Annotated in this window: 25 protein-coding genes; 11 read left to right on the top strand and 14 right to left on the bottom strand. The window is 69.5% G+C overall.

The annotated features are described in order from the left end of the window. Nucleotides 1–2 precede the first annotated feature (2 nt). From AC07OX_RS26140 to AC07OX_RS26130, 3 genes are read left to right on the top strand one after another with little or no spacing between them, the layout of a single operon-like run. Nucleotides 3–1,337: an aspartate aminotransferase family protein gene (locus AC07OX_RS26140; protein ID WP_495260311.1), complete on the top strand. Its 1,335-nt coding sequence runs from the start codon at nt 3–5 to the stop codon at nt 1,335–1,337. Nucleotides 1,338–1,387: 50 nt separating this feature from the next. Next, a complete protein-coding gene (locus AC07OX_RS26135; RefSeq protein WP_307637586.1) occupies nt 1,388–2,305 on the top strand; it encodes a transporter substrate-binding domain-containing protein in 918 nt (305 codons plus the stop codon). A 14-nt stretch (nt 2,306–2,319) separates the two neighbouring features. Then, nucleotides 2,320–2,970: an aspartate/glutamate racemase family protein gene (locus AC07OX_RS26130; RefSeq protein ID WP_307637585.1), complete on the top strand. Its 651-nt coding sequence runs from the start codon at nt 2,320–2,322 to the stop codon at nt 2,968–2,970. Here the strand turns inward: AC07OX_RS26130 and AC07OX_RS26125 are convergent. After that, nucleotides 2,962–3,819, bottom strand: coding sequence for a hypothetical protein (locus AC07OX_RS26125; protein ID WP_495260310.1), 858 nt, complete (start codon nt 3,817–3,819; stop codon nt 2,962–2,964). The genes AC07OX_RS26130 and AC07OX_RS26125 overlap by 9 nt on opposite strands. 182 nt (nt 3,820–4,001) lie before the next feature. Here AC07OX_RS26125 and AC07OX_RS26120 point away from each other — a divergent pair, with 182 nt between their 5' ends. Next, complete coding sequence (locus AC07OX_RS26120) at nt 4,002–4,826, top strand: undecaprenyl-diphosphate phosphatase (RefSeq protein WP_062474913.1); 825 nt, start codon at nt 4,002–4,004, stop codon at nt 4,824–4,826. 10 nt (nt 4,827–4,836) lie between these two features. Here AC07OX_RS26120 and AC07OX_RS26115 read toward each other — a convergent pair whose 3' ends face one another. Then, nucleotides 4,837–5,646: an IclR family transcriptional regulator gene (locus AC07OX_RS26115; RefSeq protein ID WP_062474916.1), complete on the bottom strand. Its 810-nt coding sequence runs from the start codon at nt 5,644–5,646 to the stop codon at nt 4,837–4,839. Nucleotides 5,647–5,759: 113 nt separating this feature from the next. Between AC07OX_RS26115 and AC07OX_RS26110 the strand changes: the two genes are divergently transcribed. The 3 genes from AC07OX_RS26110 to azu all read left to right on the top strand — a co-directional run bounded on the left by AC07OX_RS26110 (nt 5,760) and on the right by azu (nt 9,653). Further along, nucleotides 5,760–6,743: a Bug family tripartite tricarboxylate transporter substrate binding protein gene (locus tag AC07OX_RS26110; protein WP_495260309.1), complete on the top strand. Its 984-nt coding sequence runs from the start codon at nt 5,760–5,762 to the stop codon at nt 6,741–6,743. 10 nt (nt 6,744–6,753) lie between these two features. Continuing rightward, nucleotides 6,754–9,102 (top strand): cytochrome P450/oxidoreductase, encoded by a 2,349-nt coding sequence (locus AC07OX_RS26105; RefSeq protein WP_495260308.1) that lies wholly within the window; start codon nt 6,754–6,756, stop codon nt 9,100–9,102. Between the two features lie 98 nt (nt 9,103–9,200). Continuing rightward, the gene (azu, locus tag AC07OX_RS26100) at nt 9,201–9,653 is read left to right on the top strand and encodes an azurin (protein WP_495260307.1); all 453 of its coding nucleotides are present in this window, start codon (nt 9,201–9,203) and stop codon (nt 9,651–9,653) included. Here the strand turns inward: azu and AC07OX_RS26095 are convergent. The 5 genes from AC07OX_RS26095 to AC07OX_RS26075 form a co-directional block, all read right to left on the bottom strand. Beyond that, nucleotides 9,646–11,412 (bottom strand): sensor histidine kinase, encoded by a 1,767-nt coding sequence (locus tag AC07OX_RS26095; RefSeq protein WP_495260306.1) that lies wholly within the window; start codon nt 11,410–11,412, stop codon nt 9,646–9,648. The genes azu and AC07OX_RS26095 overlap by 8 nt on opposite strands. Before the next feature lie 74 nt (nt 11,413–11,486). Then, complete coding sequence (locus AC07OX_RS26090; RefSeq protein WP_095948901.1) at nt 11,487–12,200, bottom strand: response regulator transcription factor; 714 nt, start codon at nt 12,198–12,200, stop codon at nt 11,487–11,489. A 113-nt stretch (nt 12,201–12,313) separates the two neighbouring features. Next, nucleotides 12,314–13,126, bottom strand: a complete 813-nt coding sequence (locus AC07OX_RS26085; RefSeq protein WP_495260305.1) for an SDR family NAD(P)-dependent oxidoreductase — start codon at nt 13,124–13,126, stop codon at nt 12,314–12,316. A gap of 100 nt (nt 13,127–13,226) precedes the next feature. After that, complete coding sequence (locus AC07OX_RS26080; RefSeq protein ID WP_070062632.1) at nt 13,227–13,607, bottom strand: YciI family protein; 381 nt, start codon at nt 13,605–13,607, stop codon at nt 13,227–13,229. Then, complete coding sequence (locus AC07OX_RS26075) at nt 13,589–14,878, bottom strand: RNA polymerase sigma factor (protein WP_495260304.1); 1,290 nt, start codon at nt 14,876–14,878, stop codon at nt 13,589–13,591. The genes AC07OX_RS26080 and AC07OX_RS26075 overlap by 19 nt, the downstream gene beginning before the upstream one ends. Before the next feature lie 113 nt (nt 14,879–14,991). Here AC07OX_RS26075 and AC07OX_RS26070 point away from each other — a divergent pair, with 113 nt between their 5' ends. Next, on the top strand, nt 14,992–15,504 hold the full coding sequence (locus tag AC07OX_RS26070; protein WP_495260303.1) for an MOSC domain-containing protein: 513 nt from the start codon (nt 14,992–14,994) through the stop codon (nt 15,502–15,504). A 7-nt stretch (nt 15,505–15,511) separates the two neighbouring features. Here AC07OX_RS26070 and AC07OX_RS26065 read toward each other — a convergent pair whose 3' ends face one another. The 3 genes from AC07OX_RS26065 to mutS form a co-directional block, all read right to left on the bottom strand. Further along, nucleotides 15,512–16,312, bottom strand: coding sequence for an alpha/beta fold hydrolase (locus AC07OX_RS26065; RefSeq protein WP_062474937.1), 801 nt, complete (start codon nt 16,310–16,312; stop codon nt 15,512–15,514). 95 nt (nt 16,313–16,407) lie between these two features. Next, on the bottom strand, nt 16,408–17,247 hold the full coding sequence (locus AC07OX_RS26060) for a proteasome-type protease (protein WP_062474940.1): 840 nt from the start codon (nt 17,245–17,247) through the stop codon (nt 16,408–16,410). 28 nt (nt 17,248–17,275) lie between these two features. Next, nucleotides 17,276–19,942: a DNA mismatch repair protein MutS gene (gene mutS / locus AC07OX_RS26055; protein ID WP_495260302.1), complete on the bottom strand. Its 2,667-nt coding sequence runs from the start codon at nt 19,940–19,942 to the stop codon at nt 17,276–17,278. A 253-nt stretch (nt 19,943–20,195) separates the two neighbouring features. Here mutS and AC07OX_RS26050 point away from each other — a divergent pair, with 253 nt between their 5' ends. The 3 genes from AC07OX_RS26050 (at nt 20,196) to corA (ending at nt 22,104) form a co-directional block, all read left to right on the top strand. Further along, nucleotides 20,196–20,384 (top strand): polysaccharide deacetylase, encoded by a 189-nt coding sequence (locus AC07OX_RS26050; RefSeq protein WP_354344848.1) that lies wholly within the window; start codon nt 20,196–20,198, stop codon nt 20,382–20,384. A 133-nt stretch (nt 20,385–20,517) separates the two neighbouring features. After that, nucleotides 20,518–21,087: a hypothetical protein gene (locus AC07OX_RS26045; protein WP_260684885.1), complete on the top strand. Its 570-nt coding sequence runs from the start codon at nt 20,518–20,520 to the stop codon at nt 21,085–21,087. 33 nt (nt 21,088–21,120) lie between these two features. Continuing rightward, complete coding sequence (gene corA, locus AC07OX_RS26040; protein WP_139704480.1) at nt 21,121–22,104, top strand: magnesium/cobalt transporter CorA; 984 nt, start codon at nt 21,121–21,123, stop codon at nt 22,102–22,104. Between the two features lie 43 nt (nt 22,105–22,147). Here the strand turns inward: corA and AC07OX_RS26035 are convergent, their stop codons facing one another. From AC07OX_RS26035 to AC07OX_RS26020, 4 genes are all read right to left on the bottom strand, one after another. Then, nucleotides 22,148–22,990, bottom strand: a complete 843-nt coding sequence (locus tag AC07OX_RS26035; RefSeq protein ID WP_495260301.1) for a siderophore-interacting protein — start codon at nt 22,988–22,990, stop codon at nt 22,148–22,150. An 11-nt stretch (nt 22,991–23,001) separates the two neighbouring features. Beyond that, on the bottom strand, nt 23,002–23,589 hold the full coding sequence (locus tag AC07OX_RS26030; RefSeq protein WP_495260300.1) for a PadR family transcriptional regulator: 588 nt from the start codon (nt 23,587–23,589) through the stop codon (nt 23,002–23,004). Nucleotides 23,590–23,718: 129 nt separating this feature from the next. Next, complete coding sequence (locus AC07OX_RS26025) at nt 23,719–26,031, bottom strand: sensor histidine kinase (protein ID WP_495260299.1); 2,313 nt, start codon at nt 26,029–26,031, stop codon at nt 23,719–23,721. A gap of 15 nt (nt 26,032–26,046) precedes the next feature. Beyond that, a complete protein-coding gene (locus AC07OX_RS26020; protein ID WP_487863370.1) occupies nt 26,047–26,874 on the bottom strand; it encodes a response regulator transcription factor in 828 nt (275 codons plus the stop codon). Between the last annotated feature and the right edge of the window lie 124 nt (nt 26,875–26,998).

The following is a 26,998-nucleotide window of genomic DNA, read 5'->3' as shown; positions in this document are numbered from 1 at the left end:
CCATGACGCACGTCTTCCACCGCCACCTTCGCCAGACCCCGCCCGTTGCCGCCAGCGCGCAGGGCATGTTCATCCGCGACGCCGAAGGGCGCGAATACCTCGATGCCTCGGGCGGCGCGGCCGTGTCTTCGCTCGGCCATGGCCATCCCGAGGTCATGGCGGCCATGCACGCGCAGATCGACACACTGGCCTACGCCCACACCAGCTTCTTCACGAGCGAGGTGGCCGAGCAGCTGGCCGACGAGCTCATCGGTGGCGCCCCCGAAGGCATGAGCCACGTGTACCTCGTGAGCGGCGGTTCCGAGGCGGTGGAGTCGGCGCTGAAGATGGCGCGCCAGTACTTCGTGGAGATCGGCCAGCCGCAGCGCACGCACTTCATCGCGCGCCGCCAGAGCTACCACGGCAACACGCTGGGCGCGCTCGCGGTGGGCGGCAACGCCTGGCGGCGCGAGCCCTTCGCGCCGATCCTCGTGCCGGCGACGCACGTCGCGCCGTGCTACCCGTACCGCGAGCAGCGCGCCGATGAAAGCGCGGAGCAGTACGGCCTGCGCCTGGCGGCCGAGCTCGAAGCGGCCATCGTCGCGCAGGGCGCCGACCGCGTGATCGCTTTCGTGGCCGAGACCGTGGGCGGCGCCACCGCCGGCGTGCTCACGCCGGTGCCGGGCTATTTCAAGGCCGTGCGTGCCGTGTGCGACAAGTACGGCGTGCTGCTGATCCTCGACGAGGTGATGTGCGGCATGGGCCGCACCGGCTCGCTGCATGCCTGCGAGCAGGAGGGCGTGGGGCCCGACCTGATGACCATCGCCAAGGGCCTGGGCGGCGGCTACCAGCCGATCGGCGCGGTGCTGGCGCAGCGCCGCATCGTCGAGGCCATGTCCAAGGGCAGCGGCTTCTTCCAGCACGGCCACACCTACCTGGGCCATCCGATGGCCTGCGCGGCGGCGCTTGCGGTGCAGCAGGTGATCCGCCGTGACGGCCTGGTCGCCAAGGTGCGCGACGACGGCATGGCCTTCGGCGCGATGCTGGCCGAGGCGCTGGGCGATCACCCGCACGTGGGCGACATCCGCGGGCGCGGCTTCTTCTGGGGTGTCGAGCTGGTGGCCGACTGCGCGAGCAAGCAGCCCTTCGATCCGGCCCTGGCCGTCAACGCGCGCCTCAAGAAGGACGCGATGGCGCGCGGCCTGCTGTGCTACCCCTTCGGCGGCACGGTGGACGGGCGCCAGGGCGATCACGTGCTGCTGGCGCCGCCGTACATCGCGACACGCGACCACCTGCACGAAATCGTCGCGCGGCTCACGGCCTCGGTCGACGCGGTCACGCGCGGCGTGACGCGCTGAGCGTTCGAGCCGTTCCCTTTTTCTTCAACCGCCGTTCCGAGGAGCGTTCCATGCCCCAGCTTCGCCCGTCGCTTTCCATCGCCGCCGCCGCCTTCGCGCTGGCCCTTGCCGCCCTGGCACCGACCGCTCCCGCGCAGGCGCAGCCCGCCAACGACACGCTCGCCAAGATCAAGGCCAGCGGCGCCATCACCTTCGGCTACCGCGAGGCCTCGTTCGGCTTCTCGTACCTGGACGCCAACCTCAAGCCCGTGGGCTACAGCATCGAGATCTGCAATCGCATCGTCGACGCGGTGAAGACCGAGCTGAAGCTGCCGGCCCTCGACATCAAGTACCAGGCCGTGACCTCGGCCAACCGCATTCCGCTGGTGCAGAACGGCACGGTGGACATCGAGTGCGGCTCCACCACCAACCTGGTCGAGCGCCAGTCGCAGGTGGCCTTTTCGCCGGACATCTTCCGCTACAACGTGCGCACCTTGGTGAAGGCCGATTCGGGCATCAAGAGCATCGCCGACCTGCAGGGCAAGACGGTGGTCACCACCGCCGGCACCACGTCGTTCCGCCTGCTGCGCGCGGCCGACAAGGGCCGCAGCCTCGAGGTGAACCAGCTCTCGGGCAAGGACCACACCGACTCGTTCCTGCTGGTCGAGAGCGGCCGCGCGCAGGCCTTCGTGCTCGACGACATCCTGCTCGCGGGCCAGATCGCCAACGCGCGCAACCCGAAGGACTTCGTCATCACCGGCGAGAGCCTGCGCACCGAGAACCAGTCGCTGATGTTCCGCAAGGACGACCCGGCCTTCAAGGCGCTGGTGGACCGCGTGGTGTCGGGCATGATGAAGTCCGGCGAGATGGAAAAGCTCTACAGCAAGTGGTTCATGTCGCCGATTCCGCCCAAGGGCATCAACATCAACTACCCGCTCAATGCCGAGACGAAGGAGGCCTTTGCCAACCCGTCGTCCAAGGGCATCTGATCTCACCTGACTTCATGACACGCATCGCCCTCATCCACGCGCTCTCGCACTCCGTCGCGCCCATCAACGAAGCCTTCGCACGCGACTGGCCCGAGGCCGTGCGCATGAACCTGCTGGACGACAGCCTGTCGGCCGACCTCGCGCGCGACGGCAAGGGGCTCGACGCAGCGATGCACGAGCGCTTCCAGCGCCTGGCGCAGTACGCGGTGGACACGGGCGCGCGCGGCATCCTCTTCACCTGCTCGGCCTTCGGGCCGTGCATCGAGGCGGTGGCGCAGCGGCACGCGGGCATTCCGGTGCTCAAGCCCAACGAGGCCATGATCGAGGAGGCTGTGCAGGGCGAAGGCCGGCTGGGCCTGATCGCGACCTTCGCGCGCACGCTGGAATCGATGCCGCCGGAGTTTCCTGCGGGCATGGCGCTCGAACTCGCACTGGCCGAGGGCGCGCTGGCCGCGCTCGATGCGGGCGACACGCAGCGCCACGACGCACTCATCGCCGAACAGGCCGCGGCGCTGCGTGCGCGCGGCTGCACGCGCATCGCCCTGGCTCAGTTCAGCATGGCGCGGGCACGTGGTGCCTGCGAAGCGGCCAGCGGCCTGCCGGTGCTGACGACGGTCGACAGCGCGGTGCGCGCGCTGCGCCGGCGTGCTTCAGCTTCAGTGTGAGCCGCCGTTGCCGACGACCGTGACCAGCGTGGTCATCGCCACCTGCGCGGCCTCGCCGCGTGCGAGCGGGCGGCCCGGGCCGGCGTTGCCGCTGTCGGTTTCCAGGCCCTGTGCCAGGCGGCGGTAGATGTCCGACGAGGGCATGGTCGCCGCCGTGCCGAGTGCGTCGCAGTAGGTGTCGGTGAGCACGGAGGCCAGCCGTTCGCGCTCGGCGTCGCACAGCACGGGCGCCTCGGCGGCGAAGACCGACGCCACGCAGTGCATCAGGTAGGCCTGGGTCTCGAGCGAGAAGGCCTGCTGGCGCACGTAGTCTTCCACTGCGTGCCAGAAGAGGGTGTCGGAGGTGCGGCGCCAGCTTTCGAGCACCTTGCGCGACTTGGCGACCAGGTCGGCGTGCGCGTCGTGCGGCTCGCTCGGGCGTAGCGCCAGGCCCTGCAGCGTGAGCGCGGCCACCGGGCCGGCCGCGCCGAGCAGGAAGCTCCAGAACTTCCAGCGCGCGAACCATTTCTTGTCATGGGCCGGGCCCAGCGGCTCCAGCAGGCGGAAGTCGATGCACAGGGCGGCGTTGGCCTGCAGGCCGGAGGCCATGCGGTCGGCCTCCACATGGCCCTGCGCGACGATGCAGGCGCTGGCGCCGCAGCGGTCGATGTCGGCCAGGCGTTGCGTCAGCTGGCGCAGCTCGTGGGCCGAGGCGCCGGTGGCTTCGGCCACGCGCAGCATGCCGTGGCACTGCTCCCGCTCCAGTTGGCAGGGGCTCTTGAGACGGTCTTCGACATGGTCGTCGAGCGTCGAGGGGCGTTCTTCTGCGACGCAGTCCTCGAGTTCACTCCCGCTGGTGAACGTTGACATGGATGCTCCTTCGGGCGCAGATGAATAACTGTTATCAATATGTATTAACGCGCCGAGGTCGAACATCACCTGAACTAGGTATTTCCGTGGGCGGGCTGCCTTGTGTTCCACCGGCGGAACGGCGCCTGAACAGGGCCTGACCGATGGCCTCGCCATAATTGCCGCTCTTTCAAGGAGTACGCGTGGATATCGTTTTGCTGGTCAAGGCCGCTGTCATGGGCATCGTGGAGGGTCTGACCGAATTCCTGCCGATCTCGTCGACCGGCCACCTCATTCTTGCGGGCTCGCTGCTGGGCTTCGACGACGCCAAGGCCAAGGTGTTCGACATCGCCATCCAGACCGGCGCGATCTTCGCGGTGATCCTGGTCTACTGGCAGAAGATCCATTCGACCGTGGTGGCGCTGCCGCGCCAGCCCAAGGCGCGCCGGCTGGCGCTGAACATCGTCATCGGCTTCCTGCCCGCGGTGGTGCTGGGCCTCTTGTTCGGCAAGATGATCAAGGCGCACCTGTTCATTCCGACCGTGGTGGCCAGCACCTTCATCATCGGCGGCTTCATCATCCTGTGGGCCGAGAAGCGCCCGCCCGGTTCGGTGCGCGTCGAGCACGTGGACGACATGACGCCCTGGGACGCGCTCAAGGTCGGCCTGGTGCAATGCTTCGCGATGATCCCCGGCACCAGCCGCAGCGGCTCGACCATCATCGGCGGCATGCTGCTGGGCCTGTCGCGCCAGGCAGCGACCGATTTCTCGTTCTTCCTGGCGATTCCGACGCTGATCGGCGCGGGCGCCTACAGCCTCTACAAGGAGCGCGCGCTGCTGTCGGTGGCCGACATTCCGATGTTCACGGTGGGTCTGGCCTTCTCGTTCATCAGCGCATGGCTGTGCGTGCGCTGGCTGCTGAAGTACATCAGCACCCACAACTTCATTCCGTTCGCGTGGTATCGCATCGCCTTCGGCATCGTGGTGCTGGCCACGGCGTGGACCGGCGCCGTGGTCTGGGCGGAATAAGCCAGCAGCCTCAGGCCGCCGCGCCCAGCAGCGCGCCGGCGGCCTTCGCCTCCCGCCGCACGGCGATGGCGATCGGCCCGTCGATCGACGGGTCGAACCCGCCCGTGGCACCCAGCGCGGTGATCACGGCGCACACCCTTCCCGCGTAGTCGTACACCGGCGCCGCCACGGCGCTGATGCCGCGCAGGTAGGTGTCCCGCACGATGGCGCAGTGCGCCTGCTGCACCTCGCGGCGCAACGCGCCGATGGGGTCGTCGGCATCGAGCAGCGCGCGCATGTCCTCGGTGGCGTCGGCCAGTTCCTGCTCGGCCAGCGCCACCACGCGCGACTCGTCGAGCAGGCCCAGGAAGGCGCGCCCGGTGGCCGACCACAGCATCGACATCACCGAGCCGGCGCGCACGTTCACCGTCACCGGCAGGCCCGGCTCCTCGAAGCGCACGATGGTCGGGCCCTTGTTACCCATCACCGCGACGAAGCAGGTCACCTCCAACGATTCGCGCAGGCGGATCAGGCAGGGCTCGGCCGCGCGGATCGGGTCGGCCTGGCGCATGGCGGCCAGGCCGATCTGGATCGCCTCGGGGCCCAGGTAGTAATGCTGCGAGGCGGTGTCCTGGCGCACCAGGCTTTCTTCCATCAGGCTCGCGAGGTAGCGGTGCACCTTGGCCGGGCTCTCGCCCACATGGGTGGCCAGGGCGGTGAGGCTGCTGCGCCCGCCCAGGTGCGCCAGGCCCTTGAGCACGGCCATGCCGGTCTCGGCGGACTGCACGCGCTGGCGGCGCTCGCGGGGAGGGGAAGAGGGTGCTTCGGCGGGGGAGGTCATGTCGTCCTCATCTTAGGTGGCGGCCTCGGTGGCCGGGTAAACCCGTGGTCTAGTGATTACGCAATGCGTATGATAATTACGCAATACACAATTTTTACCCCGGAGACACCCCGATGAAGAAGCACTTCGCCCGCGGCCTTGCGGTCCTGTCCCTGGCTGCCCTGGCCTCCGCCGCCAGCGCCCAGACCACACCCAGTGCCTTCCCCGCCAAGCCGATCCGCTGGCTCGTGCCCTACGCAGCGGGCGGCGGCTCCGACTTCCTCGCGCGCACCGTCGCCCAGACGCTGTCGACGCAGGTCGGCCAGCCGGTGCTGGTGGACAACAAGCCGGGCGGCAACACCGCGCTGGCCGCCGCCGAAACCGCGCGCGCCCCGGCCGACGGCTACACCGTGCTCTCGGCCGACAACGGCACGCTGGTGTTCAACCCGGCGCTGTACAAGTCGCTGAGCTACAGCCCCACCAAGGACCTGGCGCCCGTCACGCTGATGGGCAAGTTCCCGATGATCCTGGTGGTTGGCGCCAACTCGGGCTTTGCCACCGCCAAGGACTTCATCGCCCAGGCCAAGGCCAAGCCGGGCGGCATCAACTACGCCTCGGCCGGCGCGGGCAGCCCGCACCACCTGGCGATGGAACTGCTGAAGGTCGAGGCCAAGCTCTTCATGGTCCACGTGCCGTACCGCGGCGCGGCGCCCGCGCTGGCCGACGTGGTCGGCGGGCAGCTGCCGGCCATGATGGTCGACATGGCCGCCGGCGCCGGCTTCATCAAGGGCGGCAAGGTGCGCGCGCTGGCCGTGGCCAACCCCACGCGCCTGCCGCAGCTGCCCGACGTGCCCACCTTCGCCGAGCTCGGCTACAAGAACGTCGAGGCCGCCGCGCTGGTCGGCGTGGTGGTGCCCGCGGCCACGCCGGCCGACGTGGTGAACACGCTCAACCGCCAGCTGGTGGCCGCCATCCACGAGCCCTCGGTGAACAAGCGCATGGTCGACTTCGGCGTCGAGCCCGTGGGCAACACGCCCGCGCAGTACACCGAGCTGCTCAAGGCCGAGACCGCGCGCTGGCACAAGCTGATCCGCGACCTGAAGATCACGCTCGACTGAGTCTGCTGCCATGTCCGACACCGCCATGCCTTCGCGCACCTCCGGTTGCCCCGTCGCGCACGGGGCGCTCTCCGCCGAGCGCACGCCCACCGGCTGCCCCGTGAGCCAGCGCGCCGCCGAGTTCGATCCCTTCGAGGACGGCTACCAGCAGGACCCGCCCGAGTACGTGCGCTGGGCGCGCGAGCAGGAGCCGATCTTCTACAGCCCCAAGCTGGGCTACTGGGTGATCACGCGCTACGACGATATCAAGGCGGTGTTCCGCGACAACCTCACCTTCAGCCCGTCGAATGCGCTGGAGAAGATCACGCCCACCGGCGAAGAAGCCAACGCCGTGCTCGCAAGCTACGGCTTTGCGCTCAACCGCACGCTGGTGAACGAGGACGAGCCGGCCCACATGCCGCGCCGTCGCGCGCTCATGGACCCGTTCACGCCCGAGGCGCTGAAACACCACGAGCCGCTGGTGCGCGAACTGGCGCGCAGCTATGTCGATCGCTTCATCGACGACGGCCGCGCCGACCTCGTCGACCAGATGCTGTGGGAAATCCCGCTCACCGTGGCACTGCACTTTCTCGGCGTGCCCGAGGAAGACATGGACACGCTGCGCCAATATTCCATCGCGCACACCGTCAACACCTGGGGCCGCCCCAAGCCCGAAGAGCAGGTCGCCGTGGCGCACGCCGTCGGCAACTTCTGGCAGTACGCCGGCAAGGTGCTCGACAAGATGCGCCAGGACCCCGACGCACCCGGCTGGATGCAGTACGGCATCCGCAAGCAGATGCAGCACCCCGAGGTCGTCACCGACTCGTACCTGCACTCGATGATGATGGCCGGCATCGTGGCCGCGCACGAGACCACCGCCAACGCCACCGCCAACGCGGTGAAGCTGCTGCTGCAGCACCCGCAGGTATGGCAGGAGCTGTGCGACGACCCGGGCCTCATTCCCAACGCGGTGGAAGAGTGCCTGCGCCACAACGGCTCGGTGGCCGCCTGGCGCCGGCTCGTCACCAAGGACACGCAGGTCGGCGGCGTCGACCTGCCCGCGGGCTCGCGCCTCTTGATCGTCACCTCGTCGGCCAACCACGACGAAGGCCACTTCGCCGATGCCGACCTGTTCGACATCCGCCGCGACAACGCCAGCGACCACCTGACCTTCGGCTACGGCTCGCACCAGTGCATGGGCAAGAACCTGGCGCGCATGGAGATGCAGATCTTCCTGGAGGAGTTCACGCGCCGGCTGCCGCACATGCGCCTGTCGGAGCAACGCTTCAGCTACGTGCCCAACACCTCGTTCCGTGGGCCCGAGCACCTGTGGGTCGAGTGGGACCCACGCGCCAATCCGGAGCGCGCCAACGCGGGCCTGCGCAACGTGCAGGTGCCCGTGCGCATCGGCGAACCGTCGGCGCACGCCATCGCGCGGCCCGTGGTGGTCGAGCGCGTGACGCCGGTGGCCGACGGCATCGTGCGCCTGCGCTTGGTGTCGCCCGACGGCAAGCCGCTGCCGCGCTGGACGCCGGGTTCGCACATCGACGTGGAATGCGGCTCGCCCGAGCTGTCGCGCCAGTACTCGCTGTGCGGCGACCCCGACGAAGCCCACGCGCTGGAGATCGCCGTACTGCACGAGCCCGACGGTCGCGGCGGTTCGGCCTGGGTGCATGCGAACGTGAAGGCGGGCGACCGCCTGCGCATCCGCGGCCCGCGCAACCACTTCCGGCTCGACGAGTCGCTGTCGAAGGCGATCTTCATCGCCGGTGGCATCGGCATCACGCCCGTGAGCGCGATGGCGCGGCGCGCCAAGGCGCTGGGCATGGACTACGAACTGCACTACAGCGGCCGCAGCCGCGCGAGCATGGCCTTCGTCGACGAGCTGGCCGCGCTGCACGGCGAGCGCCTGCATGTGCACGCGGCCGACGAAGGCCGGCGCAACGACCTGCACGCGCTGCTGGCCACGCCCGTGCCCGGCGCGCAGGTGTATGCCTGCGGCCCGCTGCGCATGCTCGAAGCGCTCGAAGACTGCTGCGCCGCGTGGCCCGAGGGCGCGCTGCGCGTGGAGCATTTCGAATCGACGCTGGCCACGCTCGACCCGTCGAAGGAACATGCCTTCGAGGTGGAGCTGAAAGACTCCGGCCTCGTGATCACCGTGCCGCCCGACCAGACCTTGCTGACGGCCCTGCGCACGGCCAACGTCGATGTGCAGAGCGACTGCGAGGAAGGCCTGTGCGGTTCGTGCGAAGTGCGCGTGCTGGCTGGCAAGGTCGATCACCGCGACGTGGTGCTCACGCGCAGCGAGCGCGATGCGAACACGAAGATGATGGCCTGCTGTTCGCGTGCGTGCGAAGGGCGGTTGGTGCTCGAGCTTTGAGGCTTTTCGCCGCGCATTGATTCATCGCAAGTGTTTCGCGGCACGCCCACCGCACAGTGGGGCGTGCCGAATCGGCACCTCACCGAAGGAACCATGTGATGAAGACGAGAACCACCGCGGCCCTGCTTTTCACGGCGCTGCTCGCCGGCCCCGTGCTGGCCGCCACCTGCGACATCGAGATCGAAGGCAACGACGCGATGCAGTTCAGCAAGAGCGCCATCGCCGTGCCGGCCAGCTGCAAGCAGTTCACCGTGAAGCTCAAGCACGTCGGCAAGCTGCCCAAGGCCGCGATGGGCCACAACTGGGTGCTGAGCAAGGCCGCCGACGCGCAGGGCGTGGCGGCGGACGGCATCGGCGCGGGGCTGGACAAGGCCTACGTGAAGCCGGGCGATGCCCGCGTCATCGCGCATTCGAAGGTCATCGGCGGCGGCGAGACCGATGCCGTGAGCTTCGACGTGAGCAAGCTCAAGGCGGGGGACAGCTATGCGTGGTTCTGCTCGTTCCCGGGGCACGCGTCGCTCATGAAGGGCACGCTGGCGCTGGTCAAGTAGGCGCCGCGCCGCCCAAGGGCATCCGCAGCACCACCTGCGTCTCGCCGGGGCGCGACTGCAGCTGCAGCTGCGCGCCCAGGCGGCGCGCCCGCGTCCGCAGGTTGCGCAGCCCCGCGCCGCCGCTCACGCCGTCCACCGCGAAGCCGCGGCCGTCGTCGCGCACGCTGAGCTGCAGCTCGGCGCCCGCGCGCGCCACCGTCACGTCCACGCGCCGGCCCGCGCTGTGCTTGAGCACGTTGGTCAGCGCCTCCTGCAGGAAGCGCATCAGGTCCAGGCTCTGCGAGGGCGCGAGTTCGAGCGTGTCGATGCCCGAGACCTTCCAGCGGCAGTCGATGCCGTTGGCGTCGAGCAGCTGCGCGCTGCGGTAGCGCAGCGGCGCCAGCAGCTCGCCGAGCGCGCGCGCCCCGTCGTCGCGGCCGGTGGCGTCGATGATCAGCCGCAGGTCGTCGCGCAGGCTCTTGAGCATCGCCAGCAGCTGCGGCGCGCTGAGGTGCTCCGGCGTGCGTTCCAGCGTCGCGATGCTGCCCACCAGCATGCCGCCCAGGCCGTCGTGCAGGTCGCTCACCAGGGCCACGCGCTCGCCGATGCGCGCGTGCGCGAGTTCCAGCGCGTGCTGCTGCGCGAGCGTGGACGCGAGCTCGGCCTTGGCGGCGTTCACTTCCTCGATCAGCTCGGTGTTGAAGTTCTCGATGCGCCGCAGGCTCTGCACGAAGCGCCCGGCCTGCGTCAGCGCCATGCCCAAGAGCAGCACGTACGAGGACATGGTCGTGTAGTAGATGTTGCTGTCGATCACCTGCGTGAACACCAGCAGGTCGTGCGCGCCCGTGAGCGCCGACACCGCCATGAACGGCGTGAGCGAACGCATCGGGCTGCCCCGGTGGCGCAGTGCGTGGAAGATGCCGCTGCTGTTCACGACGATGATCGTGAGGCCGCCCACCAGGGTCCAGATCGCACGGTGGGTGGGCAGGTTCGCGGTGCCCGCGAACCACAGGTCGAGCACGCCGACGGCCGCCACCGCGAACGCCGCGATCTCCAGGCGCGGCAGGCGCCGCCCGGCGAAGCGCAGCACGAACACGCCATACGACACGCTGAAGAACAGCAGCAGCGAGGTGTTCAGCGCCTGCCAGCTGTGGTTGCTGGCAAAGGGCCACGGGCTGGTGGCGATCTGGTTGTAGCCGAACAGCAGCCACAGCACCGACATCGCCGCGAACCAGCCGTAGGCCGTCTCGCGCCGGCGCAGCAGCCACCACGCCGCGAAGAAGGCCGACACCGCCGCGCTGGTCGCCAGGCCGAACACCTGCAGGTCGCGCCGCATGAGCTGCTCGCGGCCGAACTCGGCCTGCATGGCCGCGGGCGTGCCCAGGCTCACCGGCCCCAGCCCGGCCTGGTAGGCCGACAGGCCCGACACGCGCACCAGCAGCGTGTTGGTGCCGGCGCGCAATTGCGGCGCGTCCAGCAGCCAGTAGCGCGGCGAGTTCCACGCGCGCGTGAGCGGCTCGACCAGGCTGCGGTCGCGCCAGATCGTCGTGCCGTTGAGCGAGACCTCGCCGGCCATGTTCAGGTAGTGCAGCAGCAGCCCGGTCTCGGTCACCGGCGCGGGCTGCTCCCAGGTCAGCCGGTACCAGACCACGCCGTCGAAGCCGGGCCAGCGCGTGGCCCAGCTGTCGGGCAGGGCGACGGGCGTCCAGCCGTCGGCGGGCGGCGTCGTGTCGTCCCAGCCGGTGCCGCGTGCGGCTTCGGCGCGAAGTTCGGGAACCACCGGTGTTTGTGCGTGCGCGCTGCCCGTCGGGAGCAGCAGCCACAGGGCCCACAGCAGCAGGCCCGCGAAGACCGTCAGCGCAGCAGGCCCTGCCTTCGGCCTTGGTAGACCGCCTCGGTGCGCGAGTTGACGGCCAGCTTGCGGTAGATGTTCTTGGTGTGGCATTCCACGGTCAGTCTGGAGATCGACAGCGCCTCCGCCATGTCGCGGTTGCTCATCCCTTGCGACACGAGCTCGAGGATTTTGCGCTCGCGCGGCGTCAGCATGACGGGCGTGGTGGCGGGCGTCAGCGACGGGTCGTCGGGCGGCGAGGGCAGGCCGGGCAGCTGGGTCGCGACCCAGCCGAGGATGCGGCGGGCGATGGCCGGGTCGATCGGCGCGCCGCCTTGCTCGATGCTGCGCAGCGCGATGCTGAGCTCGAGGTCGTCGCGTTCCTTCAGCAGGTAGCCGATGGCGCCGGCGCGCAGCGCCGCGAAGATCACGGCCTCGGTGCGCCAGGCCGAGATCACCACGGCGGGCACCAGCCGGTGGTGCACGTGCATCCACTCGATCAGGTCGACGCCGCTGCCGTCGGGCAGGCCGATGTCGACCAGCGCCACGCCGAAATGCTGCTGCTCCAGCAGCGAGCGGGCCGAGGTCAGGCTGTCGGCCCAGGCGATCTGGGGCTCGTCGCATCCGAGCGTCGACAGCACGTACGCCAGGCGCTCGCGCATCGCCGGATCGTCTTCGACCACCAGCGCGGGGCTCAGCGAGACCACTTCAACGTCTTCCAGGAGAGGGGCAGACATAGGACGACATTTTTGAGCCGTGGTGTACGTGGTGCAACGTTTTTTCTTAAATGAAACGACTGTTTCTAAAGTTCCTATTTGTATCTTGATGTTAATTCAAAGCGACCACAACCCTAATCGAGGATGACCCCTCCGCTCAGGTTGACTATTGCGCCCGTCATGGCCCCGGCCAGCGGCGAGGCCAGGAACACCGCGGTGCCCGCGAGCTGGTCCAGCGAGGGCAGGCGTTCGACCAGCAGCCCCTCGGGCCGCGCGGCCAGCATCTGCTCGACCGTGAGGCCCATGCGCTCGGCCGCCGGGCGAAACACCTCGCCGCTGTGCGAGCCCGCGGCCACCGCCTCGGGAATCGCGTGCGAGCGGATGCAGGCCGTGCGGATGCGAAAGACCGCCAGCTCGCCCGCCATGTGACGCGCGAGCCCCTCCACGCCGGCGCAGGCCACGGCATGTCCGAGGTACCCGGGGCCGGGTAGGCGCGAGGCGGGCGTCGACACCGACAGGATCACGCCGCCGCCGCGCGCCGCCATGTGCGGCGCCACGGCCTTGGCGGTGAGGAAGTTGGCGCGCGTGTAGGCGTGGATGGGGAGGAAGAAGTCCTCCAGCGACAGCTCGGCCAGCGGCCGGCCCTGCACGTGGAAGACGCCGACGGCGTTGAACGCGAGGTCGATGCCGCCAGCCTGCTCGGCGACCTCGGCCGCGTGGCGCAGCATCGCGGCTTCGTCCAGCGCGTCGACCACCGCGGCCTGCGCATGGCCGCCGGCTTGGGTGATGTCTCGCACCACCGCATCGAGCTTGTCGCGGCTGCGGCCGGTGATGAACACGCGGGCGCCTTCGCGTGCAAAGGCGCGGGCGACGGCGCCGCCAAGGGCACCGCTGCCGCCGTGGATCACGGCGCAGCGGTCTTGCAAGGACTGGACATTCGAGGGCATGAGAGCTTCTCCTTGGCGTGAATGGCGACCCGCGACATGCGGGCGCTCGTTCCAAGGACGGCGCAGGCCCAGCTGATCCGACAGCGCAGTGGAGTTTTTTTCAGACCTGCGGGATGCGCGGTGCGATCACGCCCGGGTCGTACCAGGTCACCGGGCGGATCTCGAACACGCCGCCCTCGAAGTCCAGCCGCCGCGCCGCATGCCGCGCGTCTTCGAGCGACTCGCACTCGACGATGTAGATGCCCATCAGCTGCTCCTTGGTCTCGGCGAACGGCCCGTCGGTCACCAGCGGATGCGCGGCGCCGGCGTGCCGCACGGTGGTGGCGGTGTCGGGCATCAGGCGCAGCACGGTGCCGAGCCGGCCGGCGGCCTGCAGCTCGTCGCGCAGGTCGGTGTGGCGCTCGAGCATCTCGTCTTCGACCTCGGGTGCCCAGCCGGCCGCCGCAGCTTCGGAACCGTAGATCAGGATGGAATAGAGCATCGTGCGTCCTTTGCTTGAAGGGAGTCGGAAGAGGCGCCCGCGCCGAGACGGTCGAGCAGCAGGCGGATGTGTGCGGCCTCGGCGGCGGTGCGGGCCAGCGCGAGCGCGTCGGCAAAAGCGCGGCGTGCTTCGTCGGCGCGGCCCAACTGCGTCAGCAGCCCGCCGCGCAGGCCGTGGAAGTGGAAGTACGCCGACAGCGGCTCCGCCAGCCCGTCGACCATCGCGAGCGCCACCCCGGGCCCGCGCACCTTGGCCACGGCCACCGCGCGGTTGAGCGTGACGACGGGCGAGGGCTGCAGCTTTTCGAGCCCGGCGTAGAGCCGGTCGATCTCGGCCCAGTCGGTGTCGGCGGCACATGCGGCCTGCGCGTGCGTGGCCGCGATGGCCGCCTGCAGCTGGTACGGCCCGATGCGGCGCTGGCGCAGCGCGGCGTCGAGCAGGGCCAGGCCTTCGTCGATCGCCGCGCGGTGCCAGCGCGTGCGGTCCTGGTTTTCGAGCAGCACGACCATGCCGCCCGCGTCCAGCCGCGCGTCGGCCCGCGCGTGCTGCAACAGCAGCAGGGCGCACAGGCCGGCGGTTTCGGGCGCGTCGGGGAACAGGTCGCACAGCAGGCGCGCGAGGCGGATCGCCTCTTCGCACAGCGCCACGCGCACATGGGCCGTGCCGCCGCTGGCCGCGTAGCCTTCGTTGAACAGCAGGTAGACCACCGCGCCCACGGCCGCCAGCCGCTCGCCGCGTTCGCGCACACCGGGCGCATCGAAGGGCAGGCCGGCCGCGGCCACGCGCTGCTTGGCACGCGTGATGCGCTGCTCCATGGCGCGCTCGCCGACCAGGAAGGCGCGCGCGATCTCCGCCACCGACAGGCCCGAGACGATGCGCAGCGCCAGCGCGATCTGCTGCGCGAGCGGCAGCGCGGGGTGGCAGCAGACGAACAGCAGGCGCAGCACATCGTCGCGGTAGTGCGACTGGTCGAGCTGTTCGGCGAGGTCGGGGTCGAGGGTCATGTCCGCGTCGCCGTCGTCTTCTTCGGGCAGCGGATCGCGCCGCCGCAGTTCGTCGAGCGCCGCGTTGCGCCCCACGAGGATCAACCATGCCAGCGGATCGTCGGGCGGGCCCTGCTCGGGCCAGTGCCGCAGCGCACGCAGGCTGGCTTCCTGGAAGCCTTCCTCGGCCGTGTCCAGGTCGCGGAAGTAGCGCAGCAGCGCCGCCACCGCGCGCGGGCGCGCGGCGATCAGCGTGGTGGCGATCCAGCTCAGTTCGGTGGTGGTCATCGTCGGCGCGGTGCGTGTCGCTTCGAAGAAGGTCGGTTCAACCCCAAGGACGCGCCAGTATGCGGCGGGCCGACAGCAGCGCGCAAAAAAAGTCCGCGTGGACAATGCGGCGCATGTCCGACCTCCACGCCCTGACCCGGCAGTTCCCGCATCCCGGCCGGCTCGACGCCATCCTGCTGCGCCCCGCGCGGCGCACGCCAGTTCAATCGGCGGAGGAGGTGCAGGCGATCGAAGCGCTGGGCCTGGCCGGCGACCGCAGCAGTGCCGGGCGCGGCGGTGGCAAGCGGCAGGTCACGCTGATCCAGGCGGAGCACCTTCCGGTTGTCGCGGCGCTCGCGCGGCGCGTGGAAGGTGTCGACGCCGGCCTGCTGCGCCGCAACCTCGTCGTGTCGGGCCTCAACCTGCTGGCGGCGCGCTCGCTGTTTCGCGACCAGCCGCTGGTGCTGGCACTCGGGCCCGAGGTGCTGCTGGAGATCACCGGGCCTTGCGAGCCCTGCTCGCGCATGGAAGAACTGCTCGGCCCCGGTGGCTACAACGCCATGCGCGGGCATGGCGGCGTGACGGCGCGGGTGCTGCGTGGCGGTGTGCTGCGCGTCGGCGACACGGTCGCCTGCCGCACCGCCTGAACACCACCTACATCAGGTTGCGCAGAGAGGCTTCGATGGCCGCCGCCGTGGCCAGCGGCTTTTCCATTGGAAACAGGTGGCTGCCGTCGAGCATCGTGATGCGGCCCTTGGTGACCTGCTCGGTCATCGCCATGCCCACCTGCTTCATCTCGACCGACTGGCGCCCGCCGATGAAGGCCACCTTGCACTTGATCGGGTGGCGGCGCAGCAGCCCGCCCAGCGTGTGGGGCAGGGTGTTGTAGATGGCGGTTTCCACGTCGCGGTCGAAGCTCAGGGCGCGCGTGTCTTCGCTGTCGAAGGTGCCGTGGTCGATGTAGTCGTGCAGCACCTGCTCGTCCCACTTCGCGAACGCCTTCTTGCTGCGGAAGTGCTCGAACACCGCCTCGCGATGCTCCCAGCTGTTGCGGCGCTTGCGGCTGGTGGCGCCGGGCGAAATGCTCTTCATGAGCGGCGTGCGCTTGACCACGTTGAGCGTGTTCGCGCGCCAGCCGCCGAGGATCGGCGAATCGATCAGCAGCACGCCGCGCGCCAGCTCGGGGTGGCGCGCCGCGCACATCAGGCTCAGGAAGCCGCCCAGCGAATGGCCGATGAGGAACACCGGGCCGCCCGCGCGGTCGGCGCGCAGCTTGGCGAAGTCGGCCAGCTGCTGCACCAGGTGCGGCCAGTTGTCGGTGACGGGGTACTTCGGGTCGTGCCCGAATTTCTCGATGGCGTCGACCTCGAAGCCCCGGTTGCGAAGGCTGTCGAGAACGACGCGGTAGGTGCTCGCCGGAAAGCTGTTGCCGTGCGAAAAGATGACAGGTGGCATTACAGAGGCCGCCGCCGGGCCGCCCCAAGGCGGCCGAGCCTCCCCCTCGGGGGGTGGAGAAGTACACGAAGTGACAAGCCGGGGGGCACCATGTTCTAGATGAGCTTTTCGTCGGGGGTCGAGATCTTGCGCAGCGGGCTGTGGCGCGTGGCCGGCATCCGCAGCGGGTGTTCGGTGGCGCTGTCGTCCCACACTGGGTCTTCGATGCTGTCGAACACCTCGCGCAGCTTCTGGCCCCAGCTGTTGTGCATCATGCGGTAGTAGGGGTTGTCGGCGTCGATGCAGATCACGCGGTCGGTCTCGAGCTTGTTGGCCTCGTACACCACCAGGTCGAGCGGCAGGCCGACCGACAGGTTCGACTTCATGGTCGAGTCCATCGACACCAGCGCGCACTTGGCGGCTTCGTCCAGCGGCGTCTCGGGCGTGAGCACGCGGTCGAGCACGGGCTTGCCGTACTTCGACTCGCCGACCTGGAAGTAGGGCGTCTCGGTGGTCGCTTCGATGAAATTGCCTGCGGCGTAGACCAGGAACAGGCGCATGCCTTCGCCCTTGACCTGCCCGCCGAAGATGAACGACACGTTGAAATCGAGGCCCGCATGCTTGAGCGCCTCGGCATCGCGGTCGTACACATGGCGCACGGCCGAGCCCAGCACGCGCGCGGCGTCGAACATGCTCTTGGCGTTCCAGATGGTGATGGGTTCGCCCTGCGTGCCGTCTTCGCGCGTTTCGCGCAGCTCTTCGATCTGCAGGATTTCGCGCACCGACTGCGAGATGCTCAGGTTGCCCGACGACAGCAGCACCATGACGCGGTCGCCCGGCTGCTCGTAGACGATCATCTTGCGGAAGGTGCTGATGTGGTCCACCCCCGCGTTCGTGCGCGAGTCGGAGAGAAACACCAGGCCGGCGTTGAGTTTGATGCCTACGCAATAAGTCATGGGTTCGCCTTGCAGGAACTGGGCCCGCTCATGCGGTACTGCGTTCACGTGCGTTCAGTTTCTGGAGGGCATAGAGCGCGTCGAGGGCTTCGCGCGGGCTCATGGCGTCCGGGTCGAGGGCAGCCAGCGCGGATTCTACGGCGCTGGCCATGGGGGTTTCGGTGGCTGGCGGCGGCGCGAACAGGTCGACCTGCGCACGCGTTTGCGCATGCTGCGACTCGAGTGCGTCGAGCGCCTGCCGCGCGTGGTTGACCACCGCCGCGGGCATGCCCGCGAGGCGCGCCACCTGGATGCCGTAGCTCTTGCTGGCCGGGCCCGGCTGCATCTCGTGCAGGAACACGATGTCGCGGCCCGACTCGGTCGCGCTCACATGCATGTTCACGGCGCCGTGGTGCGTGGCCGGAAACTCGGTGAGCTCGAAGTAGTGGGTGGCGAACAGCGTGAAGGCCTTGCTGCGGTCGTGCAGCTGCGCCGCGATGCCGGCCGCCAGCGCCAGGCCGTCGAAGGTGCTGGTGCCGCGGCCGATCTCGTCCATCAGCACCAGCGATTGCGCCGTGGCGCTGTGCAGGATCTGCGCGGCCTCGGTCATCTCGAGCATGAAGGTCGACTGTGCGTTGGCCAGGTCGTCGGCCGCGCCGATGCGCGTGTGAATCGCGTCGATCGGCCCGAGCCGGCAGGCCGTGGCCGGCACGTGCGAACCGATGGACGCCAGCAGCACCACGATGGCCACCTGCCGCATGTAGGTCGACTTACCGCCCATGTTCGGGCCGGTGATGATCTGCATGCGCTGCTGCGGCCCCATCTGCGTGTCGTTGGCGATGAAGCTGCCCGACGACTTCTCGGCCAGCCGCGCCTCCACCACCGGGTGGCGGCCCTGCTGGATCTCGATGCACGGGTGCGACACGAAGGTCGGTGCGCGCCAGTTCAGCGTGTGCGAGCGTTCGGCCAGCGCGCACAGCGCGTCGAGCGCGGCAATGCCGCCGGCCAGCTGCGTGAGTGCGGGTACCGAGGGCTGCAGCGCGTCGAGCAGCTGCTCGTACAGCCACTTCTCGCGCGCCAGCGCACGGTCTTGCGCGCTCAGCGCCTTGTCTTCGAACGCCTTGAGTTCGGGCGTGATGAAACGCTCGGCGTTCTTCAGCGTCTGGCGGCGGCGGTAGTTGTCGGGCACCTTCGAGAGCGCGCTTTGCGTCACCTCGATGTAGAAGCCGTGCACGCGGTTGAACTGCACGCGCAGGTTGCTGATGCCGGTGCGCTCGCGCTCGCTGATCTCGAGCTTGAGCAAAAAGTCGTCGCAGTTCTCGCTGATCTCGCGCAGCTCGTCGAGCTCGGCGTCGTGGCCCGTGGCGATCACGCCGCCGTCGCGCACCAGCGCCGACGGGTCGGGCTTGATCGCGCGCACCAGCAGGTCGGCGCAGCCCGGCGGCGGCGCAAGGCGTTCAGTGATCTGCGCCAGCAGCGCGGCGGCGCCCGGCAGCAGCGGCGCCAGCTGCTCGGCCTTCGCCAGCGCGAGCTGCAGCGCCACCAGTTCGCGCGGGCGCACCTGGCGCAGCGCGATGCGCGCCGCGATGCGTTCCACGTCGCTGGTGTTCTTCAGCTGCTCGCGCAGCGTGCGCCAGGGCGCGGCGGTGGCGCCGGGCCCGGGGGACTGCAGCGCACCGATGGCGTCGAGCCGCCCCTGGGCTTCGCTGCGGTCGCGGCGCGGCGAGAGCAGCCAGCGCTTGAGCAGGCGGCTGCCCATGCCCGTCATGCAGGTGTCGAGCAGCGAGAACATCGTGGGCGAGTCTTCGCCGCGCAGCGTCTGCACCAGCTCCAGGTTGCGGCGCGTGGTGGGCGGCAGCTCGATCAGGTCGCCGTCGCGTTCCACCGACAGGCGCTGCACGTGCGACAGCGCGCGGCCTTGCGTGTGCTCGGCATAACCCAGCAGCGCGGCGGCAGCGGCGTGCGCGTTGCCCAGCGATTCGGCGTTCCAGGCCGCGAGGCTGTGGCTGCCCATCTGCTCGCTGAGCTTGCGCTCGCCCAGGCCGGGATCGAACTGCCAGGCCGGACGCAGCGACAGCGTGAACGGCACGGCCGCGCGCGCGGCCTTCAGGCGCTGCTCGAAGGCGGGCGTGACCTCGGCGCTGTACAGCAGCTCGCTCGGCGCGATGCGTGCGATCCAGGCTTCGAGCGCATCGGCCGGACACTCGGCCAGCCGCAGCTCGGCACCTGTCACGCTGAGCCAGGCGAGGCCGCAGAAATTGCGCGTGCCCGCATGCACGGCGAGCAGCAGCGAATCGCTCTTGTCGTTGAGCAGTTCCGAGTCGGTCAGCGTGCCGGGCGTGACCACCCGCACCACCTTGCGCTCGACCGGCCCCTTGCTGGCGCCGACCTCGCCCACCTGCTCGCAGATGGCGACCGATTCGCCCAGCTTGATGAGCCGCGCCAGGTAGGTGTCGACCGAGTGGAAGGGCACGCCGCACATCAGCACCGGCTGCCCGGCCGACTGGCCGCGCTGGGTGAGCGTGATGTCGAGCAGGCGCGAGGCCTTTTCGGCGTCGGCCCAGAACAGTTCGTAGAAATCGCCCATCCGGTAGAACAGCAGGGTGTCCGGATGGTCGGCTTTGAGGCCCAGGTACTGCGCCATCATGGGCGTGTGCCCGGCGAAATCGCCAGCCGAGGGGGCTTGATCTTTGGTGCTTTTCACCGGTAAGGTCATTGAATCCGTGGAGAAGAAAAGAGGGTGCGCGCTGCGCATCCCGGGGATCGGGTCATTATCGGGGACGGCCATCGGCGTGCGCGCCGGCCTCCCCGCACCGACGCCCCCGCCGCGTCCACTTTGGCCGCATTCCCCTGAATCCAGACAGCTCCCCCGTGCGTAGTCATGCGCATGCGCATGACTACGCGGGCGCACGCGACCTTCATCGATGGAGACCCCAGTGAGTTACGAGGACATCCGGAAACGATTTCATGTGCCTGCCCGCAAGGGCGCCAGGGTGCTGGTGCACGGGCAGCCCGGCACCGTGACCACCGTGCGGGGGCTCACGCTGCGCGTGCGGCTGGACGGCATGAGCTGGTCGCGGCCGTACCTGCCGGACGAGCTGCAATGGTTGCCGGCCCCAGCGCCCGAGCCGCAGGGGCAGGGCGGCCCCGAGCACTGACGTGCCCGGGCGGCCTGCATCGCCGCTCCTAAAATCCCTCGGCGCAAACCCCGCGTGAAGAACAAAGGTGCCCATGGCCCCGTCGGATGAAATCAAAGGCCCTGCAGCGGACGCGCTCCCGGACACCGCCACCTTGCCCGCTGACCTCGCGGCGCTGTACCTGTGCATGTCGCCGGCCCAGCTGGCGGACCTGCGCAAGTCGAAACGGCCCGAAGGGCGACCGGGCACGGGCAACAGCGGCCCGTCCGTCATCCGGCCCGTCGAAGGCACGGGCGGCGCCAAGGACCCGGCGCTCTACCAGCTCGGCACGCTGCGCGAGTTTGCCAAGGCGAACGCCGCGCCCTCGGCCTTCGACACCGCGCTGAACACCGGCCTGCCGGGCTGGTTCGGCGCCAAGCTGCCTTTCTTCGCCGAGCGCGAACCCCGCATCAAGCGCGGCAAGCGCGTGCTCATCGGCGGCGCCTGGGACCGGGCCGATCCGCTGCGCGAGCAGCGCTTCGTCGCGCTCGCCAAGGGCCGTATCCGCTTCACGTCGCTGACGTGTGCCGAAGCCGCGGCGAGCCTGTGGGCCGACGTGGCCAGCCACCGCGCGTTCGCCGACCAGGGGTTGGCCCTGCTCGCGCGCGAGACGCAGGCCATCGAGGCCTCGCTGGCCGACACGGCCCGCCTGGCCGCGACCGCACCGACCGATGCGGCGGCCTGACCTCCCTTCAAGTTCGACGATGGAAGTGCTCCGATGCTGATCAACTGCGTGGCCTATGAAAACGGCGCCAAGCTCGCCGACATTCCCGTCGAGGACATCAGCGACTACATCTCCCGCGCAGGCTGCTTCGTCTGGGTGGCGCTGAGCGACGCCACGCCCGAAGAGCTGGCCCAGATGCAGGACGAGTTCGACCTGCACCCGCTGGCCGTCGAAGACGCCCAGCACGGCCACCAGCGGCCCAAGGTGGAGGAGTACGGCGACTCGCTGTTCGTCGTGATGCACCTGGTCGAGCCCTCGACCGAAGCCGAAGGCGAGCACAGCGTGAACGTGGGCGAGGTCAACGTGTTCGTCGGCCGCAACTACGTGCTGTCGGTGCGCAACCGCAGCCAGCAGGGCTTCCTGGGCGTGCGCGAGCGCTGCGAGCGCGAGCCCGACCTGCTGCGCAACGGCGCGGGCTTCGTGCTCTATGCGCTGATGGACGCGGTGGTCGACCGCTACTTTCCGGTGATCGACGCGCTCGAAGTGGAACTCGAATCCATCGAGCAGCAGATCTTTGCCCAGGGCGGCGCGGCGCGCGACAAGATCAAGCAGCTGTACGACCTGAAGCGCCGCAGCCTCATCCTCAAGCGCGCGGTGGCGCCGCTGGTGGAGGCGGCGGGCAAGCTGCACGGCGGGCGCGTGCCGCAGATCTGCGTGGGCACGCAGGAATATTTCCGCGACGTGGGCGACCACCTGGTGCGCATCAATGGCTCGATCGACGCGGTGCGCGACACCATCGCCACGGCGGTGCAGGTGAACCTCTCGATGGTCACCATCGAGGAGAGTGAAGTGACCAAGCGGCTCGCCGCCTGGGCCAGCATCTTCGCGGTGTGCACCGCCTTCGCGGGCATCTGGGGCATGAACTTCGAGCACATGCCGGAGCTGAAATTCCGCTATGGCTATGCGATGGCGCTGGGGTTGATCGTCAGCACCTGCGGCTACCTCTACTACCGGTTCAAGCGCGTCGGCTGGCTCTAGCGCGAAGCCCGGCCCCGGGCTTCGCGACTGAGTCGCGCCTTCCTTATTCGTCGTGCGTGTCGTGCGTCGCCACGGCACCGCGACGCCAGTAACCCGAGGCCCGAACCCACTTCGGGTTCGCACCGCGCTCGCCCACGAGGTGCGCGCGCAGCGCCTTCGCGATCGCCGATTCGCAACCGACCCAGGCGTGGAAGTCGCCGTCCGGCAGCGCCATGGTTTTCAGCGTGTCGACCAGCACGGGGCTCAGGCCCGGCGCGGCGCCTTCGCGGTGCACCCAGCGCAGCGTGAGCTCGGCCTGCGTCTCCAAAGGAATCTCGTCGGCTGCGCTGTCGACTTCCGCCAGCACCACCACACGCGCGCCGGCCGGCAGTTCGGCCAAGCGGCGCGAGATGGCGGGCAGGGCGGTGTCGTCGCCGATCAGCAGGTGCCAGTCGAATTCGGTCGGCACGATGAACGAGCCGCGCGGGCCGCCCACGCCGACGATGTCGCCGGGCTTGGCCTGCTCGGCCCACTGCGTGGCGGGGCCGGCGTCGTGCAGCGCGAAATCGATCTCCAGCGTATTGGCTTGCGCGTCGTGGTGGCGCGGCGTGTAGTCGCGCATGGCGGGGCGTCCGCCTTCGGGCCACACGGGGCCGTCGGGGCCGGCGGTCGGCAGCGTGAGCTGGCCGGTGGCGGCATCGGGAAAGAACAGCTTCGCGTGGTCGTCGAAGCCGGGGCTGGTGAAGCCCTGGAGCGCGTCGCCGGTCAGCGTGATGCGGATCAGGTGCGGCGTCACGCGCTGCACGGTCTTCACCGTGAGTTGGCGAAAACGCAGTTCGTGGCGCACGCGGCGGGGCGTGCGGTCGGGCGTGTTGGAGGAGGGCGCAGTGGTTGTGAAGTCGGTCATGTCAGAGTGGTTCAGATGCGTTCGAGCTGTTGTGCGGCGCTGTCGAGCACCGCGGCGAATTCGTGGGCTTGTTGTTCGGTGAGGGGCGCGCCGCCAAGGCGCAGGCGCATCGCGAGCTTGAGGTTCTCGATGGCGCGGGTGACTTGCGGGGGCCGTCCGGCGCGCGGGCCGGCGCCGTCCACGCCGCCCGCCATGCGGGCCATCATGGCGTCGGCCGTCTCGCGGTTGGCGGCCAGGAACTCCTGGCCGCTCGGCGTGATGCTGTAGCGCTTGCGGCCGCCGACGTCGGCGGTTTCCACGCTCAGGTAGCCCAGCTCTTCCAGCAGCGTGAGCGTGGGGTAGACCACGCCGGGGCTCGGCACGTAGGTGCCGCCCAGGCGGTCTTCGATGGCTTTGATGAGTTCGTAGCCGTGCGAGGGCTTGTCGGCAATGAGCTGCAGCAGCACGAAGCGCAGCCCGCCGTGGCCGAACACCCGGCCCGCGCCGCCGCCGCGTCCGCCGCGCATCCCGCGGCCGCCGCCGGCCAGGCCGTCTTCGTGTTCGCCGCGCGGGGCGTGGCGGTGGTGATGGTGGTGCGGAGCGTGGTGAAGGTGGCGCATGGGGATGATTTTCTTGAGTGGGTCGAGACTATTCTAGATATATCGAAATAGAAAACAAAAGCCCACCCGTCGGGCGACCCTGCCGGCCGCATGGGTTCTGGCGGCGGCGCCCCTTCGGGCGAGGGCGGGCTACAGCGGGCGCAAAGGCGCCGCGCGCGCAATCAGCCGGATCTGCTCGAAGTCCAGCCGGTCCAGCGCCTGGCGAAGCGTCAGCACCATCGGCTGGCTGTGCGCCTCCGTGGCCAGCCGGTTCACCCACTCGTGCAGGTCGCTCCAGCGGCCGTCGCGGGCGAGCACTTCGAGTTCGTCCTTCTGCGCCGGCGACAGCGGCGTCAACACCGGCAGCAGCCGGCCGCGCGCCCGGGGCCTGGCACGCGGGCGCGGCGCGGCGATGGGTTCCGATGGCGGCGGTGCAGGCGCATCCGACGAAGGCGCCGGCTCGGTCGACAGCGAGAAGACCACCCGCGTCCCCGCGCCCATGCCGCTGTGAATGGCGAGCCGCCCGCCCATCCGCTGCACGATGCGCTGCGCAATCACCAGCCCGAGCCCGCCGCCCGCCATGCTGGGCGCGTTGTCGGCCAGCAGGCGCGTCATGCGCTCGAGCGTGTCGGCGTCGATGCCCGTGCCGCTGTCGGTCACTTCGAAATGCAGCTGCCACGCGCCGTCGCTCGGCTGTGCCTGCAAGCGCAGCCCGATGGCGCCGTTGCGCGTGAACCTGGCCGCGTTCGACAGCAGGTTCAGCACCACCTGCTGCAGCCGCTTGCCGTCCAGGCGGACCAGGGCCGGCAGCTCGCCGTCGATCGTGAGTTCGAAGCTGTTGTGCTGGCGCTGCGCGAGCGCGTGCGCGTACTGCGCGACGTTGTCGACCAGCGTGCGCAACTGCACCGGCTGCGCCTCGACGGCCAGCGGCGCCAGCTCGCCCTTGGCGTAGTCGACCAGGTCATCGATCAGCTCCAGCTGGTAGGCCGCGCTGCGCTCGATGGTGGCGAGCCGCGCGGGCGCCGGCGTGTCGCTGCCGTCCTGCATCAGCTTCAGGTTGCCCAGGATGGTGGCCACCGGCGCGCGCAGGTCGTGGCTGATGTAGGCCAGCAGCTCTTTCTGTTCGCGCGTGCGCTGCTCGGCCTGGCCCAGCGCCTCGCTCAGCGCGCGGGTCTTGCGCACCACTTCTTCTTCGAGCCGCTGCTGTTCCTGGGCCTGCCACTGCAGCAGCGTCTGCTGCGCGGCGTTGCGCTGGCGCGTCTCCTGGAACGACCACGCCGTGATCGCGAACGCGCCCACCAGCATGCCCGGGAACGCCAGCGCATAGTGGTCGAAGTCGGACATCGAGCGCTCCGCGAACATCAGCGCCGACATGCGCATCAGCGCGCCCACGCAGATCACGAGCATCACCATCAGCGACAGCCGCCCGCCCGGCCCGGCGCGCCGCTGGTAGATGAAGGTGCAGACCGTCAGCGCGAGCACGATCAGTGGCGCGTTCACGATGCCGATGGCCGCGAAGGTCGCGTAGGGGCCGAACAAAGTGCCCAGCAGCACGACGATCTCGACGCCGGCCAGCACGAACAGCAGCGGGCGCCCGGGCACGCGCACCGGGCTCTGGCGGCCGCGCTCGTGAAAGTACAGCAGCAGGCACAGCGCCGTGGCCGCCACCATCACGCTGTGCCCGCGGTAGCTCCAGTCGGTGCTGTTCGGCCACAGCGCGATGCGCGCATAGCCCCGGTAGGTGGCCTCGTACAGCGCCAGCAGCGCGAAGCTCCCCGCCTGGAACGCGAGCATCGGCGCGCGCGAAATCCACCACAGCGCGGCCGAGTACACCGCGAAGGCCAGCAGCCCGCCGATCAGCAAGCCGCTGAGCAGCGCATGGTTGCGTTCGATGTGATGCCACGCCTCGTCGGTGTGCAGCTCCAGCACCAGCTTGATCTGGCCCGTGCTCATCACGCGCGTCAGCACCTGCACCGACTCGCCCGGCTGCAGGTCGATCTGCAACTGCGGAATGCGGTCGTGGCGGTGCGTGCTGTCCATCGGGTCGGACACGCCGGCCTGCGCGTGCGTCCATGCGGGTTGGCCATTGCGCGTGCGCAGCAGATGAAAGTCGACATGCCGCAGCCACGTCACGTTGAGCCCGAACCGCGCCGTGCGCACCTCCTGCGCATCGTTGACCAGCGACAGGCGCAGCCACACCGCCGAGGTCGAGAACCCGCGCATCAGCTGGTCGGGCGTGGCGGGCACGAACCCGTTCGCACCGCCGCTGGGCAAGGCGAGCACCTCGCGCGCCGACAGGCGGGCCGTGGGGTCTTCCAGCACTTCGACGGTCTGTTCGACGGAGACATTGCCCCGGGTCAGCGCGCTGAACCTGACGGCCTCCGCCGCGCTGGCCGCGAAGCCCCACAACCACAAGGCGAGGCCGAGCAGCAAGCCGCTTGCCCACCAGGGGCGTGTGCGCACCGGATGCATCGCGCGTCAGGTGCCGGAACGTTCGACACCGGCCTGGCGACAGGCCGAGGGCGTGCAGTCGAAGTACTCGCGAAACGCCGTCGCGAAGTTCGCGGCGCTCGAGAACCCCACCGCCGCGGCGATCTCTTCGATGCGCATGGCCGATTCGAGCAGCAGGCGCTGCGCCTCGTGCAGCCGCGCTTCGCGCACGAACTCGAACACCGTGCGGTTCGTCAGCTCCTTGAACACGCGCGACAGGCGCTTTTCGTGCGTGCCCACGCGCGCCGCCAGCTCGCGCAGCGGCAGCACGCGGCTCAGGTCGGCCAGGATGAGTCGCTCCGCCGCCTGCATGAGCGCGCGGTCCATGCCCGAGCCCGGCGCGCCGCCGTCGTTCGCGGCGGGGCTGTCGGGCGGGGGCGCCACCTGCGGGGCAGGGGCGGTGCGCGCCCTGCGGGATTCCGCCAGCGCCAGGTGAATCTCGACGCGGGCCATCACCTCGGCCGGGTCGAAGGGCTTCACGATGTAGTCGACCGCGCCGGCGCGCAGGCCCGTCAGGCGCTCTTCCAGGCTGGCCGACGAGGTCACGAAGATCACCGGAATGTCCGCCGTGGCCGGGTCGGCCTTCAGCAGGCGGCAGGCGGCAAACCCGTCGGTGCCGCCCAGGCGCACGTCCAGCAGCACCAGATCCATCTGCAGCGTTGTCGCCCGCCGGTAGCCCTCCATCGCATCGAAGGCGAGCGTGATGCGGTAGCCCGTGCCCCGCAGCGTTTCCAGCAAGAGCTTGAGTTCGTCAACGTTGTCGTCGACAACCAGCAGATGAGCTCTCCGGGGCTCCGGAGGTGACCAATAGGACATGGAAAGAGGGGGCGCCGGCACTGCGTTGGAACGCCCTGTGACCGAAACAATGTAACCAAGAAATTAATTTGGTAATCATTGTCACAAGAAATGCAAATTCATCCAATGACCGGTCTTCATTCCT

The organism is Variovorax sp. GW821-FHT09D07 (genome assembly GCF_059416345.1).
This window is presented reverse-complemented; position numbering and strand designations above follow the sequence as displayed.